Origin of the sequence: Spiroplasma sp. SV19, assembly GCF_030060925.1 — a bacterium.
Taxonomy (GTDB): Bacteria; Bacillota_I; Bacilli_A; order Mycoplasmatales; family Mycoplasmataceae; genus Spiroplasma.
The window spans coordinates 315,481-336,504 of the sequence record NZ_CP045455.1 but is presented as its reverse complement, the minus strand read 5'-3'; the positions used below and the strand labels follow the sequence as shown (position 1 = coordinate 336,504).

General features: G+C 27.2%; 25 protein-coding genes. 15 read left to right on the top strand and 10 right to left on the bottom strand.

The window, feature by feature from the left end; translation table 4 throughout:
* Positions 1–26 precede the first annotated feature (26 nt).
* The 4 genes from E7Y35_RS01585 (at position 27) to E7Y35_RS01570 (ending at position 3,569) form a co-directional block, all read left to right on the top strand.
* On the top strand, positions 27–533 hold the full coding sequence (locus E7Y35_RS01585) for a redoxin family protein (RefSeq protein WP_283272607.1): 507 nt from the start codon (positions 27–29) through the stop codon (positions 531–533).
* Between the two features lie 261 nt (positions 534–794).
* Positions 795–1,100 (top strand): hypothetical protein, encoded by a 306-nt coding sequence (locus tag E7Y35_RS01580; RefSeq protein ID WP_283272606.1) that lies wholly within the window; start codon positions 795–797, stop codon positions 1,098–1,100.
* 164 nt (positions 1,101–1,264) lie between these two features.
* Entirely contained in the window at positions 1,265–1,582 is a 318-nt protein-coding gene (locus tag E7Y35_RS01575) for a hypothetical protein (RefSeq protein ID WP_283272605.1), read from the top strand.
* 73 nt (positions 1,583–1,655) lie between these two features.
* A complete protein-coding gene (locus E7Y35_RS01570) occupies positions 1,656–3,569 on the top strand; it encodes a PTS transporter subunit EIIC (protein WP_283272604.1) in 1,914 nt (637 codons plus the stop codon).
* A 92-nt stretch (positions 3,570–3,661) separates the two neighbouring features.
* Here E7Y35_RS01570 and E7Y35_RS01565 read toward each other — a convergent pair whose 3' ends face one another.
* Both E7Y35_RS01565 and pgsA read right to left on the bottom strand, forming a co-directional pair.
* The gene (locus tag E7Y35_RS01565; protein WP_283272603.1) at positions 3,662–4,465 is read right to left on the bottom strand and encodes an SDR family NAD(P)-dependent oxidoreductase; all 804 of its coding nucleotides are present in this window, start codon (positions 4,463–4,465) and stop codon (positions 3,662–3,664) included.
* On the bottom strand, positions 4,458–5,159 hold the full coding sequence (pgsA, locus tag E7Y35_RS01560) for a CDP-diacylglycerol--glycerol-3-phosphate 3-phosphatidyltransferase (protein ID WP_283272602.1): 702 nt from the start codon (positions 5,157–5,159) through the stop codon (positions 4,458–4,460). Before pgsA ends, E7Y35_RS01565 begins: the two co-directional genes overlap by 8 nt.
* A 109-nt stretch (positions 5,160–5,268) precedes the next feature.
* Here pgsA and E7Y35_RS01555 point away from each other — a divergent pair, with 109 nt between their 5' ends.
* The 3 genes from E7Y35_RS01555 (at position 5,269) to E7Y35_RS01545 (ending at position 7,898) form a co-directional block, all read left to right on the top strand.
* Entirely contained in the window at positions 5,269–5,748 is a 480-nt protein-coding gene (locus E7Y35_RS01555) for a CinA family protein (RefSeq protein WP_283272601.1), read from the top strand.
* Positions 5,749–5,790: 42 nt separating this feature from the next.
* Entirely contained in the window at positions 5,791–6,819 is a 1,029-nt protein-coding gene (gene recA, locus E7Y35_RS01550; RefSeq protein ID WP_283272600.1) for a recombinase RecA, read from the top strand.
* A 101-nt stretch (positions 6,820–6,920) separates the two neighbouring features.
* The gene (locus E7Y35_RS01545; RefSeq protein ID WP_283272599.1) at positions 6,921–7,898 is read left to right on the top strand and encodes a hypothetical protein; all 978 of its coding nucleotides are present in this window, start codon (positions 6,921–6,923) and stop codon (positions 7,896–7,898) included.
* 99 nt (positions 7,899–7,997) lie between these two features.
* Here the strand turns inward: E7Y35_RS01545 and E7Y35_RS01540 are convergent, their stop codons facing one another.
* The gene (locus E7Y35_RS01540; RefSeq protein WP_283272598.1) at positions 7,998–8,597 is read right to left on the bottom strand and encodes an NAD(P)-dependent oxidoreductase; all 600 of its coding nucleotides are present in this window, start codon (positions 8,595–8,597) and stop codon (positions 7,998–8,000) included.
* Between the two features lie 187 nt (positions 8,598–8,784).
* On the opposite strand from E7Y35_RS01540, the gene E7Y35_RS01535 reads away from it, so the two are divergent.
* The 7 genes from E7Y35_RS01535 (at position 8,785) to E7Y35_RS01510 (ending at position 13,165) form a co-directional block, all read left to right on the top strand.
* A complete protein-coding gene (locus tag E7Y35_RS01535) occupies positions 8,785–9,213 on the top strand; it encodes an oxidoreductase (protein WP_502957512.1) in 429 nt (142 codons plus the stop codon).
* Positions 9,114–9,443: an oxidoreductase gene (locus E7Y35_RS07115; protein ID WP_502957511.1), complete on the top strand. Its 330-nt coding sequence runs from the start codon at positions 9,114–9,116 to the stop codon at positions 9,441–9,443. The genes E7Y35_RS01535 and E7Y35_RS07115 overlap by 100 nt, the downstream gene beginning before the upstream one ends.
* Positions 9,371–9,688 (top strand): beta/alpha barrel domain-containing protein, encoded by a 318-nt coding sequence (locus E7Y35_RS01530; protein WP_283272596.1) that lies wholly within the window; start codon positions 9,371–9,373, stop codon positions 9,686–9,688. Before E7Y35_RS07115 ends, E7Y35_RS01530 begins: the two co-directional genes overlap by 73 nt.
* Before the next feature lie 487 nt (positions 9,689–10,175).
* Entirely contained in the window at positions 10,176–11,423 is a 1,248-nt protein-coding gene (locus E7Y35_RS01525) for a hypothetical protein (protein ID WP_283272595.1), read from the top strand.
* Between the two features lie 13 nt (positions 11,424–11,436).
* Positions 11,437–12,039, top strand: coding sequence for a hypothetical protein (locus E7Y35_RS01520; RefSeq protein WP_283272594.1), 603 nt, complete (start codon positions 11,437–11,439; stop codon positions 12,037–12,039).
* The gene (locus E7Y35_RS01515) at positions 12,032–12,640 is read left to right on the top strand and encodes a hypothetical protein (RefSeq protein WP_283272593.1); all 609 of its coding nucleotides are present in this window, start codon (positions 12,032–12,034) and stop codon (positions 12,638–12,640) included. The genes E7Y35_RS01520 and E7Y35_RS01515 overlap by 8 nt, the downstream gene beginning before the upstream one ends.
* 3 nt (positions 12,641–12,643) lie before the next feature.
* A complete protein-coding gene (locus tag E7Y35_RS01510) occupies positions 12,644–13,165 on the top strand; it encodes a hypothetical protein (protein WP_283272592.1) in 522 nt (173 codons plus the stop codon).
* Between the two features lie 347 nt (positions 13,166–13,512).
* Here E7Y35_RS01510 and E7Y35_RS01505 read toward each other — a convergent pair whose 3' ends face one another.
* A complete protein-coding gene (locus E7Y35_RS01505; protein WP_283272591.1) occupies positions 13,513–13,869 on the bottom strand; it encodes a DNA-3-methyladenine glycosylase in 357 nt (118 codons plus the stop codon).
* Positions 13,870–14,006: 137 nt separating this feature from the next.
* On the opposite strand from E7Y35_RS01505, the gene E7Y35_RS01500 reads away from it, so the two are divergent.
* A complete protein-coding gene (locus E7Y35_RS01500) occupies positions 14,007–14,714 on the top strand; it encodes a hypothetical protein (protein ID WP_283272589.1) in 708 nt (235 codons plus the stop codon).
* A 4-nt stretch (positions 14,715–14,718) separates the two neighbouring features.
* Here the strand turns inward: E7Y35_RS01500 and E7Y35_RS01495 are convergent, their stop codons facing one another.
* From E7Y35_RS01495 to E7Y35_RS01470, 6 genes are all read right to left on the bottom strand, one after another.
* The gene (locus tag E7Y35_RS01495) at positions 14,719–15,360 is read right to left on the bottom strand and encodes a CatB-related O-acetyltransferase (protein WP_283272588.1); all 642 of its coding nucleotides are present in this window, start codon (positions 15,358–15,360) and stop codon (positions 14,719–14,721) included.
* Complete coding sequence (dinB, locus tag E7Y35_RS01490) at positions 15,353–16,612, bottom strand: DNA polymerase IV (protein ID WP_283272587.1); 1,260 nt, start codon at positions 16,610–16,612, stop codon at positions 15,353–15,355. The genes E7Y35_RS01495 and dinB overlap by 8 nt, the downstream gene beginning before the upstream one ends.
* Before the next feature lie 23 nt (positions 16,613–16,635).
* A complete protein-coding gene (locus E7Y35_RS01485; protein ID WP_283272586.1) occupies positions 16,636–17,421 on the bottom strand; it encodes a hypothetical protein in 786 nt (261 codons plus the stop codon).
* 133 nt (positions 17,422–17,554) lie between these two features.
* Positions 17,555–18,640: a hypothetical protein gene (locus tag E7Y35_RS01480; RefSeq protein ID WP_283272585.1), complete on the bottom strand. Its 1,086-nt coding sequence runs from the start codon at positions 18,638–18,640 to the stop codon at positions 17,555–17,557.
* 1,079 nt (positions 18,641–19,719) lie between these two features.
* Entirely contained in the window at positions 19,720–19,935 is a 216-nt protein-coding gene (locus E7Y35_RS01475; protein WP_004028146.1) for a YneF family protein, read from the bottom strand.
* A 130-nt stretch (positions 19,936–20,065) separates the two neighbouring features.
* Positions 20,066–21,013, bottom strand: a complete 948-nt coding sequence (locus tag E7Y35_RS01470; protein ID WP_283272584.1) for a hypothetical protein — start codon at positions 21,011–21,013, stop codon at positions 20,066–20,068.
* Between the last annotated feature and the right edge of the window lie 11 nt (positions 21,014–21,024).

Below are 21,024 nucleotides of genomic sequence, written 5' to 3'. Positions count from 1 at the left end.
AGAAATAAAAAGGGGGATCAGAAATTATGGCTAAAGGAACAATGACTGGCGACGTCGCAACATTAATTGCAACAGATCATATTAAAATTGGTGATAACATAACATTTAAAGCAGATACCATTAAATGAGAGGATTTTGAATTAACAAATGTTAAAAAAGAATATAAAGTTATTTCTGCTGTTCCGAGTATTGATACTAGTGTTTGTTTATTACAAACAAAACAATTTAACGAAAAAATTATTAGCAAATATCCCGCTGTCCAATTAATAACAATTTCACGAGATTTACCATTTGCCTTACAACGTGCTTGTGAATCATTTATTAATCCCGAACATATTTTATTATCAGATACAAACTATCGTGAGTTTGGCCACAAAACAAAATTATTCTTTGAATTTAATAATTTACTAGCTCGTAGTGTTATGGTACTTGATCAAAATAATCAAATTATTTATCTGCAAATAGTATCACCAGTTAGTTCAGAACCAAATTATCAAGACATTTATCATTTTTTAGATACTTTGATAAAATAATAAATATCCCTTAAAATAAGGGATATTTATTATTTTATAATAGAAATTACCAAATTATTTCATTAAGAAAGTAATAATCATTATTATTAAAAAGAATAACATTGTTAATTTTCTATAAAAAATATATACTATTTTTTGTATTAACCCTATTTATCATTTTTATCGTCCATTTGTATATGAGAAAATTATCCATTAACAAATATTTTATTATAAGAGAGGTGTTTATTACAAGTATTTTATGAAAGGAGAACACAAAAAATCATGGCTTTCGAAAATAACAATACAACTGAAACAAAAAAAAGATTAGCAATGCCAGACAGTGTCTTTATTGGCTGTGAACAACATGCTAAAGAATGTTCAAAATGTGCGGCAATGCAAGAATCACAAAAGTCAATTTTAACATGCCAAATGTGTGAACAACCGGTGTTTTTCTGTCGCTCAAAACCTTGTGAGTATAAATTGCATTGTACTAATCCAGAATGTATTAAATCAAAACATAATTTTGTTTTTATTGGAAAAAATAATACCAAAACAAAAAGGTATCCAGATCAACAATTTCAAAAATAAATAATTAATAACCAATAATATCAAAACCATAGCCTTCTTTATAAAAAAAAGAAGGTGTTTTAATGTCAAAAATTTAGAAATTTATTTCAAAAATAATTAAAAAAAAAAAAAAAAAAACTTTTTATGATAAGATAAAAACAGATAGTTAAAAAGGACACAATAAAATGAATATTAAATTATTTTTACAACATTACATTTTATTAAGTAATACTAACGACCTAGAGCAATTAGATAAACACACTCAAACCTTAATTTGAGGAGGAGTAATTGGAGTTAGTATTCTTTTTATTGTTGTTTTTTTAGCAATTCATTTTTTTTACTGACAAAAGAAGAATAATCAACGCCATTCACAACGGTTAGGGGTAAATCGTGAACATGGGGTTTTATTTGAAATTAGACGAAATATTTTTTTAATTCTAACTTCATTATTTGCAATTTCCTTGGTTGTTGGTATTATCACTATTGTTAAATTAAATGTGTAATTTTTAACTATTTAAAAAACAAAAAATTACTATTTACAAAAAATTACTATTTAATAGAAAGAAGGGAATAGTAATGCAATATTTGCAAAAATTAGGAAAAGCTCTACAATTTCCAATTGTTGTATTACCTGTTGCTGCCTTGTTATTAAGGTTGGGGGGGGTTATGAATGACGCATCAATCAACCCTGAGTTATCACAAACAGGAACATTATCGGCTATTTGATATATTGGTTCTATCTTCCAAGCAGTTGGAAAAGCAGCAATTGAGAATTTAGCCGCATTATTTGCAATTGGGTTAGGGTTTGGAATGTCCAAAGACTTTCGTGGAGAAGCTGCTTTGGTTGCGTTCTTTGGATATCTTGTGATTAACAATTTAATGCTAATTGTTCCACAATGATATTACAATAATGTTTTATTAGGTCATACACCAATTGGTAATTTCCAAGATAATCAATTTTGAGAAAAACCACATTCACAAATTTTATATGTCTTTGATTTTAGTTCAGGAGATGCAACAAAGGGTTATGGTGCCAAATACAACATTAGTACAGGAGTATTTGGAGGTATTTTAGCTGGATGTCTTGTTGCTTTAATTTACAATAAGTATTCAAATATAAAATTACCAGCAGCATTAGGATTCTTTTCAGGACGTCGTTTTGTCCCAATGATGACTGCCGCTTACTTTTTACTTGGAACATTTGCTTTAGCAGCAATTTGACCTTGATTCCAATTAGGATTACAATATCTAGGTTATGGATTAGGTGCCATACCGCCATTGGGAGCATTCTTTTATGGTATTTTTAACCGGTTATTGTTGCCATTTGGTTTACACCAAGTATTAAATACTTATTTATGGTTCCAACAACCGATTATTGGTCATTTAATGAACTATCAAGGAACTAATTTATGACAAATTGTTAATGGTGCTTTACAATGAGCTGATTATACAATTAATAAAGACGGTGTTTTAACAATTAATGGTTGAAATTCAACTGGAATTATTACAACATTTAACGGAGATATTAGCGCCTTTTTAGGTAAATTATATGCTGATGCTAAATTTGGTTTTGCCGGTGGAAGTGGAATGTTCCAAGCGGGATTCTTCCCAATGATGATGTTTGGGTTACCAGCTGCATGTGCTGCAATGATTTTATCAATTAAAGATAAAACACGCCGCGCTGAATATGCTGGAATTCTAGGATCTGCCGCTGGAGTATCATTCTTAACAGGAATTACTGAACCAATTGAATTCTCATTTGTTTTCTTAGCACCAATTTTATTAGGGCTACATGCTGTTCTAACAGGTGTTTTTGCCGCAATAACAGTTGGATTTGGAATTCGTGTTGGATTTGGATTCTCAGCCGGATTTATTGACTGAGTTGTTTCAATGAAAACATCATGAGATATGGCAACAATTTCCGCCAACTTACAATCAGGAGTTTATAAAGTATTAGGAAATCCGTTAATGATTCTTCCAATCGGACTTATTCAAGGAGCTGCATACTTCTTTAGTTTTAAATACGTTATTAAAAAAATGAATTTATCAACCCCTGGACGAGAAGATGAAGCAGCAATGATTGCAAAATCATTAGGAAAAAGTGTTGAAAAACATGCTAAGAAAAAATCATTGCAAGAACAACAAACAGCAAATGCTACCGTTGCAACCTCAGCTGGAAATATTAATGTTCCTTTGCAAACTAACAGTTCGAATCAACGAATTGATATTCAAAAAGATCCCGAAGGACCATTAAAATTAGCACAAGTTATTTATGATGCAATTGGACATGATAATTTAATTAAAGTTGATAACTGTATGACAAGATTACGTCTAACAGTTGAAGACAACACTAAAATTGACCAACAAGCAATTAAAAATGCTGGTGTTGCAGGCTTGTCCTTAGTTTCAAAAACAAAAGGAATTCAAATTATTATTGGATTAAATGTTGAATCTGTTGCAACAAAATTATCAGAAATTTCTGGAAAGTAATTTTGAACTTAATATTTATTAAATAAAAATGTTTATCTTTGATAAACATTTTTTTAAATTCAAAAAAATCAATACAACCATTGTCATAACTTTTATTTCCGTTTTTTTTGATAATTATAAACTGATGTTAAAACACAACTTTGTGGTGCTCATTTAGTTAAAGTTTTTACCATCTTATTGACACTTCCTGTTATGATATAATTTTTACGTTTTGTTTTTAATCCCCGCATCAAACTTTTTCGAGCATATGTTGTTGTTTTCATTACTTTCACTGTTGAATGATATTTTGCATCTTTTTGATTACTACTGCGATTCCAAAAATCTGTTTTCAAGGGACCAGGACATAAAGTAATTACACGAACTGGTGATTTTGTTTTTTTCAATTCTGTATTAATTGCAACACCCAAACTTCAAACATAAGCTTTTGAAGCATAATAACTGGCAAAAACAGGAGCAGGGGTAAACGCTGCTAAACTACCAATATTTAAAACTCGCCCTTTATTTTGCTCAATAAAACGTTGCACAAATAGTTTTGTAAGAATATGTAGAGCCTTAATGTTTAAATCAACCATATTCATTTCTTGCTCTAAACTTGATTCATTAAAATATCCTCACACCCCATAACCAGCATTATTAATTAAAAGGGTAACATTTTCTGTTTTTACATCAACAAACAGCTGATAAGGATTATCTAAATTACTTAAGTCATAATTGATCATTTTAATTGCTTGGTTTGGATATTTTTCATGCAAAATATTAAGTGATGTTGTATCACGAGCAACCGCAATTACATTATAACCAAGTTTTAATAATTCTTCACAATAACAATAGCCCAAACCTTTACTAGCCCCCGTTACAACTGCTCATTCTAAATTATTTACTATTTTTTTAGCCATTTTGTTTTTGTTCACTCTCTAATTTTGGTTTTTTAATCACGGTCATATCAAATAATGCTTTACGATTTAAGTAAATATAATTTCCAGCAGCTACTAATGATAAAATTGTTGCTAAATACATTGGAATCATAATAACTTGATTAATTCATCCAAATTCATCTCATTGGCCAGTTTTTAAACTTTGTCCACCAAACATACGAAAACCAATAAAGAATAAAATTGTCATTCCAAACATTTCAACCGCTGCTCGAACACGTCCCAATTGATTAGCTGCCATTATCACTTTTTGTGCTGCCAAAATTTGACGAACAACATCAATTACAAAATCACGAGCAATTAAAACTACTGTCATTCACACAGGAATAATATTAGCACAAGCAAAAACAATTAAAACAGTATTTGTTAATAATTTGTCTGCAATTGAGTCAAAAAACTTACCAAAGGTAGTAACTTGATTATAACGACGGGCAATATAACCATCTAATAAATCAGTTAAACTAGCAATAATAAATAATACTCCAGCAATTAAATAACTAATTGGTAACGAATAAGTTACATTAGATCCTTTAATCATTAATCATTGATCTCAACCATTATATAGCGATGTTCCTGTAAAGGGAACAATTACCATTAAAACAATAATAATTGGTATTAAAAAAATTCGAATTAACGTAATACGATTAGCTCAATTCATTTTAAGTCCTCTTTTCTAAAATTATTTTTTTCTGACAATTTAATATTACTTACATATTATATTATATAAATGTATAATATTAAAGAAAGTTTTTGAGGTGACAAATAAAATGACACAAAAATTAATGCAATTATTACAACAAAAACAATGAACTATTGCAGCATATGAATCAGTAACTGGGGGTCTTTTTAGCCATCTTTTAACAAATGTCCCTAATGCTAGTCAGGTTTTTTTAGGTAGTATTGTTACATATACTAACGATATTAAAGTTAACGTTGGTCATGTTCCAGCAACTATTATTAATCAATATGGTGTTGTGTCTAAACAAACAGCCGAAGCAATGGCCATTGCTTGTCAAAACCAATTTAATAGTGATCTTGCTGTAAGTTTTACTGGCAATGCCGGACCAGGTCAACTAGATCATTTACCAATTGGAACAGTATTTGCCACTATTGTCTATCACCAGCAACCAACTACATATGAATTATCTTTAAATTCAACTTGACCACGAGAGAAAATAAAACTAATAGCAGTTGAAACAATAATTGGCCATCTTTTACAAATTATTTTAAAATCAGAAAAGGAATAATCAATTAAAATAGATAAAACTAATTAGAAAGGAGTGTTACAAATGGAAGACGATAATAAAGCAAATTCTGATAATACCAAAACCATTGACCAAGATGAAATCTTAAAAAATGTTATGAAAGAGATTGAAAAAGCATATGGTAAAGGGGCTATTATGAAATTAGGAGATAAGAGTAACTTAACCATTGAAGCGATTTCAACCGGTAGTTTATTACTTGATGAAGCCATTGGGGTTGGAGGATATCCAAAAGGCCGTATTATTGAAATTTTTGGTCCAGAATCTTCTGGAAAAACAACATTATCATTACACGCCATTGCTGAAGCACAAAAAAAGGGGGGAAGAGGGGCTTTTATTGATGCTGAACATGCTTTGGATCCAAATTATGCCAAAAAATTAGGTGTTAACATTGATGAATTAATTATTGCCCAACCTGATTCTGGTGAACAAGCATTGGATATTTTAGAAACACTCGTTAAATCAAATGCAATTGATTTAGTTGTAATTGATTCAGTTGCGGCATTAGTGCCAAAAGTAGAGTTAGATGGTGAAATGAGTGATATTACAATTGGGGCTCAAGCACGGCTAATGAGTAAAGCACTACGAAAATTAAATGGTGTTATTAATAAAACAAATTCAATTGTAATTTTTATTAATCAAATCAGAGAAAAAGTTGGTGTTATATTTGGAAATCCTGAAACAACAGCTGGTGGTCGTGCCTTACGATTTTATGCTTCAGTTCGATTAGACGTTCGTCGAACAGAAACATTAACCACCGCTGGGATTGCCACTGCCAATAAAGTTAAAATTAAAGTTGTCAAAAATAAAGTTTCTCCACCTTTTAAAACAGCAATTGTTGATATTAATTATAATGAAGGCATTGATAAATATTATGAATTAATTGACTTAGCAGTAAAATATGATATTTTAGAAAAAACAGGAGTATGATATGCTTATCAAAATAATAAATTAGGACAAGGACGTGAACGAGTAAAAGAGTATCTTAAAATGAATCCAAGTGTTTTTGATGAAATTTACCACCAAATTATTAATAGTTTTAAGATTAATGATTAAATTTTCTTTTCCAATATTCCAAGGAAAAAATTGCATTTTTCTATAAAATATTATATAAATAAGATAGCAGACACAAAACTGCTGATAGGAGGGCATAAGTAATGAAGAAATTACTAGCTATTTTAGGCCCAGCTATAATTGCTGCTAGTTCCGCAAGTATAGTTAATATTAAAAATATTAATCCTTATCAGAACAATGAAGAACTATTTTATAATGAAGAAGAAGAGGAACAAGATCAGAACGAAAATACCCACTTTTTTAGAGCTGAAATTGATTCAACAAAATATGGTGATGAGACAGAACAGCTTTATACAAGTATTTGAGATGAAACTGAAGCTTTAAAACAATTTGTTCATAAAGTTCAACAATTTCGTATTGAAAACAATGTTAAATCTATAAAATTAAAAGAATTTAAATCAAAATTTTATAGAACAGCTTTTTATGGTAATAATTTTGCTATAGGACAAGATAAAGATACTTATATTAACCTTATTGAAGGCTTTTTCTTTGGAAAAGAAATTGAAATTTTAAGCCAAAAGGTAGAAATTGAAAAAGTTGATGGATATGGAAACTATAGTTGAGCGGTAACTGTTTCGGCTATAATTGATGGAACGCATTACTCAAATGTTAGTTTTGATACATATCATTCTAAACAATATTTTAATGCTCATCAAATTTTAGGAAAATTTTATAATTATATTAAAGTTGAATATGAAACTCATTACAATAAAATTGAGGGTTATGATAGTGAATTTAATTCAAATATCTTTTTAAAAAATTTAGGATTTTATTGATATCCACAACAAATTGTAGATTCATTTAACAAGTGAGATTATAATAAAATTGCTTTAGATTATGTTAACTCAGTATTTAAACAAGATCTTCCACAAATTAAAGCAATAGGCGTAACTAAAGCAAAAACTATTATTGACAAAGTTACAACTTTTAAACCTATTATGGGACCTAGTGGCAATTATTCTGACAATACACAAATAATAGATAATTTTATCTATGTTCGTTTAGAATCAGATTCTGCTGAGGGAACTTATTATTTACTAATTCACAATATTCACCACTAAATTTGTAATTTAATAAAAGAAGAATCTTAATTTGAAATATAAATGTTAATTTAAACAAGTAAAAAAACAAACTATTTTCAATAGTTTGTTTTTTTATTTTTAATAATCTTCAACAATTGTAAAACGCTGCTGTAAATATTGTGGGTTTATAATCTCATTTGTTAAAGCTTTTGCCCCACTAAGATAACTTGCAAAACTATCACCACTAGAATTATATAAAGCACTATCACTACTTTTGGCTTGATATAAGCCTCGTGGCGGAATATCTTCAAAATCCAAAGCTGGTGATAAATATGATCATGCTATACTACTACTTTGTAATAATTTTAAAACTTCATAATGGCCATAAACTGCTGGCTTTCAAGCTGCTAATTCAACAGGAAAATCATCTATTGGAATATCAATTAATCTAGTATGTTCATTTGTTCATAATGAACCTGCACCACCACTTCAAACAATTCGTTGTTGATTTTCACTTGCAATTGTAATCATATTTTTTGCAATCAAAACTAATTCTTCAACACTATGTGCTCCAACAGTTGAAACGAGAACATCTTGCCCAACCGCCTGGGTTTTAAGGTTATTAAAATCCTTAGCATTTCCCGTTAGTTCTGTAATGATAACGTTATTATGATTATTAAGTTCATTAATAAGTTTTTGTCCCAGTTTTCCCTGAGCACCAACTAATAAAATTTTCATAAATTTCCTCCTTAGGAAATATCTTAACACATTTTACTATTATGAAAGTAAAAAAATAAACTAAATAAAAAGAGAAAAATATTGAAACCTACTTGTAATAACTTTACTAAGTTATATGATACTATATATAAGCAAAATAATTATTAATTAGGAAGGAAACAACTATGAATCCGAAATTTAAACCCTTATTTGAACCATTTACTTTTCTAAACGGGATTACCATATCATCAACAACCGCAATGTTATAAGTCCTATGATCATTTTCTCTGGTTTTGAAAATGGTAAATATACCCTTGATGAATTAAATTATTATCAAACTCGTACTAAAAATTTAGGAATAGTAATTATTGGATGTAGCTATTTTAATCGTAATGGTAAGGTTTTTATTAGTCAACCAGCAATTGATAATGATAAATATATTCCAAATTTAGCAAAATTAGCTAATATTATTCATCAACAAAATAGTTTAGTTATTATGCAAATTCATCATGGGGGCGACAATGTCCAGCGGCCACTTTACTTGATAAACAACCATTATCTGCCAGTGTTGTTAAATCATTACGCCCAGAATCAATTGAACCACGAACAATGACCAATGAAGAAATCAATACAATAATTGAAGATTTTGGTGCGGCAACTTTACACGCAATTAAAGCTGGTTTTGATGGGGCTGAAATTCATGCTGCTAACACTTATCTTATTCAACAGTTTTTTCATCACGAATCAAACCAACGGAATGATCAATGAGGTGGTAATTTAACAAAACGAAAAGTATGCGAGATAAAACTAATCCAACCCAACAATTACCAGTATTTTTACAACGATATCAAGGTAAAATCCCTTTAATTGGTGTTGGTCCAAAAGATGCTTTAAAAGGGTTAGAAAACGGATTATCATTGGTTGCGATTGGTCGGCAACTAATCATTGATCCACAATGATTAACAAAAGTAGTAACTGGTGAAGAAAAAACAATTAATGAAGCTCTCAACTTAGCAAATATTAGTGGATTATCTATTGCCCAACCTTTAATTGATCTTTTTGTTGAAAATGGACAAAGTTGAAAAATTAATATTATTAATATTCCAAAATAATTCATAAAAAACTAAAAATTGTCATTTTTTATGTAAGATTATTTTTTTTATTATTACTTTTTACATAAAATAATTTGTTAAATTAAAAAATACTTGCAAAAATTTTGCAAATAAAATATAATACTTATGTAGTTAAGCAAGTTACATAAAGACTAATTAGTTATTAATATGGTCCAATCTTAATAATTAATTACGTTTTTAATTATATGTTTCCCTTGTAAAAGACTACAAAACTATGCTGTAATTTCAATTAAATACACTTTATATAATTGTATAATCATTTAACGGTCCAAAATGTTACTTTTATTAATAAAAGTAATTTGTTTATAAAATTATTGAAATAATAAAATATAATTGACATTACAGAAAAATCTATATGTTGCCTTTGAAGCGCTTTACTTTAGTTAAAGCGCTTTTTTTATAGTAAAATTAAACAGATAAGTTTATAATTATTTTAAAGAACATTAATTAAGAGGGGAATTCATAAATGCAAGATGGATTAGAAAAACAATTAGAACATAATTTAAAAGGATCAGAACAAGCAATGTTTGACGCATTATTAAAAAGTTATTATTTAGATGATGATCAATTAGATTATTTACATAAATATTACCAACCAATTTTTACTTTTGCTGATAATGAAGCCTGTATTTGTTTAAGTAAACAAAAGTATGAAACTTGTTGTAAACCAAAAGTATTAAATTCAATAAAAAAACATGAAGAATATATTTCAATTTTACAAGCAGTAGGGGATCCAACCTTAAAAGAACAATATATACACCAAGAAACAACTCATTATCAACGTGTTTTAGAAGAATGTTCAAACCAAACATGTATTTTACAAGATTGTAATAATAAAGTATCAAAACATACTCTGTATCCAATTAATACAAGTAAAAATTGTTATTATTTAAATCGTTATAATTCAAAACATTTTTTTAAAAATATTAAAACACCGTTTTTAGATACAGTAAACGAAGAGCAGTCACCCTATTCATTTAATGTTTTTTGTCAAAACCATCTTGATGAATATGTAACGGCGGAAAAAGAACTTTCACCACAATTAATTGCCCTTTTAATAAATATCAATGATAACTTAATTGATCATCAAGAAGTTTACCAAACTTATGTAGATTTTTATCATGATTTAAGTGTTGCTGAACAAGTAATTTTAACAATTAAACTACGTCGAATTATAAAACTACACTTGATTTATGAATTAGAATTATATCGGTTAATTAATGATCTTGATAATATAAACCGTAATTATATTATTAAGAAAATTATGTTGCCAAAAGAAATTCATTCTATAGCTTGAAATGATATTTTATTAGCTCAATTAACACCAATTACATTTCAAGCTATTAACTCACCAAATAATCCATTTTTACCAAATAAAGTTTTATATAGTCAGTTAGTTAATAATAACAAAAATGGAGAAGTTCATTTTATTTATCACAAAAATAATCGAATTTTTAGTACTTACTTTGCTGAGTGAGAAGAAAAAAATAAAAATGAAAAACAATGACAAAATTTTATTTCTAGTCTTGTTATTAATCAAGGAACACATTTTTTAATTGATAAAAAATACTATGATAAATTAAATCAGAAAACAAAAGATTTAATTAATATTTATTACTATAATCGGTTTGAACAACCACGAAATTCAGCTGAAGAATTAATGTTGCAAACTTTTATTAATAATTTTAATAACGGCATTAATATTTTAAAATAGAAAGTGGATAACAATGACAACATTAGGATGAATTATAATTAGTATTTTTATTGTTTTATTGATTGTTTTTATTAGCTTTTTTGCATGGTTTTATCGCAAAAAACAACATTTATTTTATGAAATTTATAAGCAGTTGGAAATTGACAATCAAGAATACATTAATAATAAGCTTTCAACTCAAACATTACAACAAATTGCTGTTAAATTCAAATTACAACCTGGTGAAAAAGTATTCAGTAACACACCCGTTACTATTTATCTTCATCGCCAATCAACTAAAGATTCTTACAAACCCCAATCAAAATATCAAATTTCTTTTGATAATGGTATCAGTGTTGGCTATGGTGATGGTAAAAAAATTAAACTGATTGAACAAGTTCCATTCCAAACAGGCCATCTTTTTATTACAAACCAACGAATTTTAGTTATTAACAATGAGATTACAACAATATGAGATTTAAAAAAGATTGATAATCTTGAATTAAGCATCTTTCGGATCAATAATACTTTATTACAAGGGTTTTATTTATACATTGAACAAAAACGTTTCATGATTATTGTAAAAGGTTTTGAAACCCCATATTTAATTTATAAGGTGTGAAAAAATAATGAGTAGTTTATGAATTGGAATTATTTTATTTGGAAGCATTTTGGGAACAACAATTATCATTGTTCTAATTTTAGCTTTATTTCAACAACACAAAATCAAACAATTTAAACAAAAAAGAAACGAACTACAAACTGCCATTAATGAAAATCTCTTATTTTTAAATAGTTCATTAGCTGAAATTACTATTACCTATGAGTTACCTAAAAATGAAAAATGCTATTATCAGGCAAAAATTAATGGCTATGAAATTATAAAGAAAAAGGAAATTAATCAAAATATATATTATTTAAAACAACCAATTAATTTACAATATCACATTGAGAATCTTGTTGGTTATTTAAATCTTACTACTGCAACCGGAATTGAAACAATTAGTGGTGAAATTTATGTTACCAATTATCGCTTAGTTATTACAACAAAGCAACAAAATTTAGTAATTTGATTAAGGGATGTTAATTTTGCTTTACCTAGTATTTTTAATCTTAATGGCTTATATCAAAGTGGTTTTTTTATTAGTACAAATGAAAAAATCTATCGTTTTATTACAAATGATGTTAAAATATCAATGACAATTTTTAAAGTATGACAACAACAGAAGGGGATATAGCAAATGACGATGCATATTATTTTAATTTTTACTTTAATTCTAATGCTTGCTTTATATACCTTTCATATCTTATTTTTTTTACATTATCAAAAGCAAAAAGAAAATAACCAGTTCACGAAGGAATACAAGTGAAAACAAATGTTAATTTTTATTTTTGTAACAATCTATTTTATCTTAACACCAATTAATGTTTTTATTATTGTTGATTATATTTTACTAATGACCTTAACAAATATTCCTAATGTGCTAGTTTATTTATTTGTCATTATTGCAATTTGTAATTATGTTTTAATTCTTGGCTACTTAATTATTCAAACTTTAGTTAACAATAGTTTATGAATTAAAACTAATGATCAAACAATCTATTTTTTAGACGAAGAAATTGTTTTAACACAAATTATTGGCATTGATATTAATGGTTTTTTTAACAAAGTCCTTTATAATCTTGATGGTGAAACGGAAAAAAAGGTCATTATTGGTAAAAAAACATTCCAATTTCTTGAACAAATTAATGTTGCAAACTAAAAGAGATTACCTGTTGGGAAAACAAGTAATCTCTTTTTTTCTGCTTGGAAAACAAGAATAATTATGTTGGCGAAAATAAGGGTTTATCTTAAATTATTTTATGGTAACTTATATAAAAAGAAAAGATAAGAGATAACCTAAAGGGGAGAGATAGTAGTGTAATAATAAACCCTTAAAAATATAATTATTCTGTTTACTTTAGAGATTTAGGAAAAATATTTTTCCTTATTTATAGTATACTATCAATTTAAAAATAATACAATATTTTTTTATTTTTTAATAAAATAAAATATTTTTCCAAACTGGTTTTTCCTAATTTTAAATATTTATTTACATGTTTTAATAAATTACTTCATTGTCTTTTCAAAAGCATCTCGATCAAATCAACTTCCTAAGCCTAATCTTTGTTCTGACAAATAAAAAGTACTAGCTGACACCATTTCCTGGCCTGGTGGTTGTAATGCTAAAATTTTAATCATTCCTGTTCCTGCTTGCACATAAATGCCTTCTTCATCAATATTAATAACTTCACCCGGAAAAAAGATTTTCATTACCATCACAAATGTTTCATCTGGAAATAGTACCCGAGCCTTACCAATATATCACTTTTCATTGTCTAATAAAGTATATGCTGTTAATGCTGTATTAATAAATGTTACCACTTCTTGATCAGATTTAGTTCAATCAATTTTGTTGTTTTTCATTTTGAAAAATTCTCCTATTTTTAAGTTATTATACATCTTTAACAAGCAATATTAACAAAATTGTTTTTCTATTTTAAATAACTCTGTTTTAAGTTATAATAATGATAAATATATGAAAAGAATAGGGGAATTTTATCATGGGAGTACCAACATTTTGTCCAATTCACTTGAAAATTCATGAATGTCCAGAAAACAGTAATAAAGCGATTTCAAGTGCAAATGAAACAAAAATTAAAGCTAAAATGGCACGAATGCTAAATCCAGCGGCTACTACTGAACCAGAAAAAGCACAAGCTGCAGAAAAAGGAACAATTCAATATATTTTAGAAAATGCAAAAAAAAATAATAGTACTATTAAAAATAAATTAGGCGTTGAAGATGAAGAGGGGAGAAGTGTTGATGTTGATGAAAATGACATTAAAGCTAAAATGGCACGTTTACGAGCCTCAGTTAATGGGTCTCAAATTGCAACAAATTCCAACTCAACTTCCCCTACTTCTAATCAACAAGGATCTCAATTACAGGAAATAATTGATCATGCTTATCGTGTTAATCGAGGCATTGAACGAATTAAGAGTCCAGCAGAAGAAAAAATAACAGCAAAAACAATTAATCTTGATGATAAAACCACAACCAATAGTAGGACAAAAACAGTTAAAAATGGTTCTAATAACAATACTACTGCTTCTACTAAACAAACAAAACCTAAAGCTACTAATTCTTCAAATAAAGCAAATAATAAAACTGTTGTCTTAACAGCTGATGAAATTGAAAACTTAATTGAAAAAGCAGTTATTAAAGCAATGGCAAAAGAAAAAGATAATAAAAAGAAAAGGGGTTCTTAACAGATTATATTCCTGTAGTCCCCTTTTCTTTTTGTATTTTAAACATTTCTGTTAAAATTTGTTCTACTTCTCAGTTTCATCATTTTAAATCTAGCATACTTGCAATTTTTGTAACACTAAAACGATATTTAATTACTTTTGCAGGATTACCACCAACAATAGCATAGGGTGGAATATCCTTTGTTACAACACTACCAGCACCAATTACAGCACCAGTGCCAATTTTAACACCTGGTAAAATAATGGCATTGTAACCAATTCAAACATCATGCCCAATAACTATATTTCCTTTTTGCGGAGTAGTTTCTCGAAGCATTGTTATTAAATTCTGATCATTGGTTAAAAATGCGATCGGATAACTTAAAAAATTCTCATAATTATGATTTGCACCATTCATTAAGAATTTAACATTTTTTGCAATTGAACAAAACTTTCCAATAATTATTTGATCATTTAAATAAGGAAAATGATATAAAATATTATTATTTTGAAATTCAATTGCTTCTTGCTCTTGATCACAATGATAATAAGTATAATCACCAATTACAATATTTGGATTTGTGATATAATTCTTAATTAAATAAAAACCACTAATTTTTGTGTTTTGCTTACTAGTTGGTGGGATTATCATTAATTTCTTACTCATTATCCTTGCTCCTTAGCTTTGTTTCATCTAAAATTCGTTGATCGGCCTGAATATATTTTGTTTGCGCTTGTAAAACATATTTTAATTCCACTAATTTTTGACCAGTTAATAAGATATCTTTTCGATATTTTTTGTTAATTTCCTTAATTAACTTAACTGTTGAACTTTCAGACTGAAAATTAGATAGGGAATCAAAAGAGATTTGTTCTTTAATATCATATTTACTAATAATCCCTCGTAATCCAACTCCAATTAATCGAATTGGTTGACCCATTCAAAATTGATCAAATAAACTAATAGCAGTTGAATAAATATCATCTAATAGATTAGTATATTTTGGTATTGTTTGTTGTTTTGTAAAACGTTTTCGATTAGTATTTTTTAAAGTAACATATACGACATTACCAACCATTGTTCGTTTTTGTGCTCGTTGACTGACATGTTTTGATAACAAATAAATTTTATTTTTAATTTCTTCAAAATCACCTAAATCATATTCTAATGTTGTTTCATTACCAATTTGTTTTAACTTATTATGTTCAAATAATAATTTGTCACTTCCCCCACCCTTTGCTCGTTCTACAAAACTAATTGCTGGTTTACCTAATATTGTTTCTAATAAGGGTAAATCAGAAAACTCTGCTAAATCTTTAATTGTCATAATGCCAAGAGCATTTAACCGTTCTGTAGTTTGTTTACCAATCCCAAATAATTTATTAACCGGTAACGGATCAACAAGATGCGGAATGTCTTCTGGGCGAATTAATGTAATTCCCATTGGTTTTTTTAAATCACTAGCAATTTTTGCTAAAGATTTATTATACGAAATACCAATACTATTTGGCAATCCCAACTGTTGAAAAACATTTTGCTGCATATCAATTGCTAATTGCATTGCTGTACCATATTTTAAATAAATATTTGTTACATCAATATAACACTCATCAATTGAAGCAACCTCAATTTGATTAGTATAATGGGAACTAATAAAATCAAATAATTTTTGGGCAAATTCAACATATAACTCAAAATCAGGATTAACAATTTTTAACTGAGGATAAATCTCTTTTGCCTTATATAATGGCATTGGACTATTAATTCCTAATTTTCGTGCAGCATAATTTGCTGTTGTTACAATTGCTCTTCGTGATGGCGAAGATACCACTAATGGTGTTGCTTCTCATTGTGGGTCTAATGCTTGATGACAACTAGCAAAAAAACTATTCATATCAATATGAAAAATAACTTTCATAACAAAACTCCCCTACTCTATTCTTATAAACCAAATGGTCCAGTATATTTATAAATCCGTTTAAAAATAAAATTATATCCAAATAAATAGGTAAATTGAATTCCCCGAGCATAACTGCGAGCAATTATTCAATCATCATATAATTCAGGAAATTCTTTTTTAACAAATGGACGCATTTCTGTTTCATATAAATTTTCTAAGTTTTGTTTAAAGTGGCCATTAAAACTTAATAAAATTAAATAAGCCGCAATAACAAAAATTAAAATTAAATTTAAAACACCATAATGTTCAATAAAATAAAAAAAATTAAGATCTAATAAGTTTGGATTTGTTTTAATAAAAACATAAAAAACAATAATAAGAATTGATAATATTAGAAATAAAAATAATAATAATGGTGGAGCTAAATACAACAGTAAATTCATTGTTCGTACATGTCGATTTCTTAGGTGTAGCTGAGTAGCAAAAAAAGTTCGTCCTAAAACATAGTCTAAACCCATTCCTGATAAAAAATAAGACTGATTAAATAATTGTAAATCATTAATATAAAATGTTTTCTTTTTATAAGAATTAGTAATTAATACTTGATGTGGTTTTCGCACTACTTTTAGGCCACTAATTTGTTTTTTGGTTAAATAACGATCAATTACTTCTAAAGATGTCATTGTTTGACTAGGGGTATTGTTTAAATTTGGAATTGGCACTAAAATATTCCGGTAAGAAACAATTAAAAAAATTAACACAATAATATTGATTGCAACAAAAAAACCAATTAAAATAAAGGCAATTTCACTATTTCCTAATATCATCTAAATCATCCTTTGCTCTTAGTTATTTATCCTATTATAACTTGAAAATAATAACATTGATAGACTCTATTTAATAAAAATTACTTTTTTTTGCAAAATAAAAACTGATGTTTTAAGAAAACTAAAAGTTATTTTACTCATCAGTTTTATTTTGACTTGTTTCCTCGGTTAATTCGATTTCACCTTCATTAATTTTTTGCAATCGCTCTTTTACAATTTGGGACAATGATGTTAAACTACCATTATTTAATTTCATTTGTAATAATTTTTTTCGTTCCTCATTATTTGGATCTGCCGCTAATTTTAATAATCGTAATCGTTGTTCATAACTTAAATGATCAGGGTCCAAAATTTCATCTTCATTAATAAAAAAAGCTTCTTCTTTACTTATGGCAATCTTTTGTTTTGCATTTTTTAAAATATCACTCATAGCAGGATTCTGATCTGATAAACTTTCATCAGAAATGGTAGTTATTTCTGCTTCTATTAAAGGCAACTCTTGGTTAATTTCATTTGTTATTGAATTATTAAAAGTTGGTTTAGCAATAACTTCTCCTTGAACTCTTAATAATAAATCAGAATTATTAAAATATTTTTTTTCCAAATAAATTTCATCACCACCAGCACGTGGTGTTGCATCCAAGACAATTTTTGCTGGCTTATTCAACAATTCTTCTAATGTTTCTGGAACAAAAAAACTATATTTTCGGCGACCCTCAACACGAGGTTCTTGAACACGATTACGAAGAACATCTAATTTTCGGGTAATTAAATTACTTTTTGATTTTTGTCAACGATCATAAATTTGGTTAACATCTAAAACTGGTTCAATAGCATCATTTTCATCAAGTGGCATTAAGCGATGCTCATTATTTAAATTTAATTCATCTAAATCATTTAATTCTGCTGATTGATCAACTTCAACTGGTTTTCGAGGCTGTCCTGACAAGCTTTCAATTTGATCAGCTGGTGCTAATTCATCGTAACTATCACTATTATTAAACAAATCATCATCTTGTTTTTGAGTAACATCAAACTTATTATTATAATATGAATATGTTTTATAATCATCAGAGGTTTCAACATTATTTACAATGTTTCGTTCCAAGCGAATTTCATCAGCATTTGATTTAACAATTGATGTTGGTCGTTTTGCTGGATCAAATTCATTAGGATCATAATCATCTCAATAATCAATGACTTTTTTTGTATCCCCCATTGTTAAAACCCCCATACTTTTTTACCTATATATTATACTACAATTTTAGTTCAAAAAAAAGACCCCATATCTCATTCCACTATAAAAAAATCATATACATTTTAGACCACTTAAAGTTAGTACAATATATTAGGAGGTAAAAATGAGTAATAACATACTTAAAGAAGAAGAATTATATTCATTACAAAGAAGAACAAAAATTTAATTATGAGAGAAAACTCACAAAATTTATTAATTAAAATGTTTTATCAATCAAAACAGACCTTTTATAATTAAGCTAAAAAGATAAAAAATTTTATAGCCAATAATTTTGATTTTAATCTTTTATACAAAAAATCTGCAAAACCCATGAAAACAAGAAATCATTATCCTAAAATTTATAAGAAATTAAAACAGATAATGGTCCTGAATATGTTTACAGTTACAAACCCGAATATAAATATCATAAAAGCGAATTTACAAAAGCGTTAAATGAAAAAGGAGTTGCTCATCAGACAACTCCAATTCGTTCTCCCCGTAACTAAAATAAATTTTTTGAATATCTACCCCGATATCCTTCGGATATCAATGATATCAGAAAATTAATTAAGATCTTTCTTAATTATTATAACAACATTCAGCAACATAAAAACATAAATCTTTTAACACTGGCAGAAGCTATGTTAAAATTTTTAAAATACTAACTAGTCTAAAATGTATATAATGTATTACAGTATTTTTTTGTTTTGATGTAAAAATTAGACGTGTGGTAGCAATCACCCTAAAGCAAATAATATAATTCATAATTTTTGATAATTAAATTTAAAAAAGGTTATTTAAAATAACCTTAATAATACTTTTTACTTAATTAAAATAAATTGTAAATGCTGAACTCAATTTAATTGATGCAACTCTTTCAACAGTTGATCAACCAACACTAACTTATAATGTTATAAAAATTAAAAAAATTAACATAATAAGTTTTACAAAACAAAAAACATCACTTAATAAAATTTTATTATCTTTTATTAAAAAGATATATTTTATCAAGCGATGTTTAAAATTATTTTTGCAAAAAATAATAAAGTTCTTCACTAAGATTATTTAGCTCGTTTCATTGAATTCATAACTTTTTTAATGTCTGCTTCTGAAGGTTTTCTTCCCATTTGCATATACATTGCTCGAATTTGTTTTTCAGTAATTGGGGGATTATCACGTAATTGCTTTTGAACAATTTTTTTTGTAATTAAAAATCCTAATACCCCACCAATAACTAAACAACCAATTCCTATAATAAGTCCTGCTCATCAAGGCATCTAAAATTCCTCCTTTTGTCTTCTACCAATTAATTAACCTATAATTCCTATAATATTTTAACATATTTTAAGGCATTAATTAAATATTATAATTATATTTCACCTTAAAAACACAAAAAAGGTTAAAAGACTATACTCATATATCAATAATATTCAAGTTATCTGTTAATTTTTGAAACACAATATTTTTGTCTTTAGTAATAAAAAAGAAAATATAGTTTTTCAAATTATCTTGTATTTGCTGCCCAGTAATAATAATATTATCGCAAAAATTCATGAATTTAACAGTTAAAATAGCATTTTCATTAGACACAACTTTTGTGATTAATACCAAATCATTATTTAAAATATTATTTCGATATAAACTACCATCATTTAATAACAAATAAAGATAATAATTATTATCTCATGACGGAGTCGCAATTAAACTAATAATAGGATTATCTTCAAACATAGTTTCAACAACTAATGTTGGTTTTAAAGAATTTGTCACACGATATAAAACCATATCAAGTCCAATATATAAATAGTTATTAATAACCATCATTAGAACATTTTTAGTTTCAGTATCTCGAAAAGAAGCAATTATATCTCACTGGTAATTATGAAAACGAATTAACTTTTTAGTTTTGTCTTCTGGAAAAGTAACAACAAAATAGTCACTTCCAAATAAGGAGCAACTAGCAAAAATTTCATTAAATTGAATTTCATCATCAAAAATAAGAGTTTGGTGACTTGTTAATAAATTCTGATATTCAATATAAAGTCCTGTCTGCTCTCTTTTTTGATATAAATAATATACCAAAAGGTCTCCCATTGTTGATTGTACAAAATTGACACATTTTATTATTAAATTTTGTGGGAATAAAATTTGTTTAATTTTTATTTTTGTTAAACCATTAATTTTATAAAAAATAATATTTTGATCAAAATATTCAAAAAAGTAAAGTTCTCCCTTAAAACTAATTTTGTTACGATAACTATTATTTGTTAAATCACCAATTTTAGTTACTTTATTTGTAGCATACTGATATATCGCGTTATTTGTTACTAACAACATTCCCTCATAATTTGCCATTTTCACTCCTT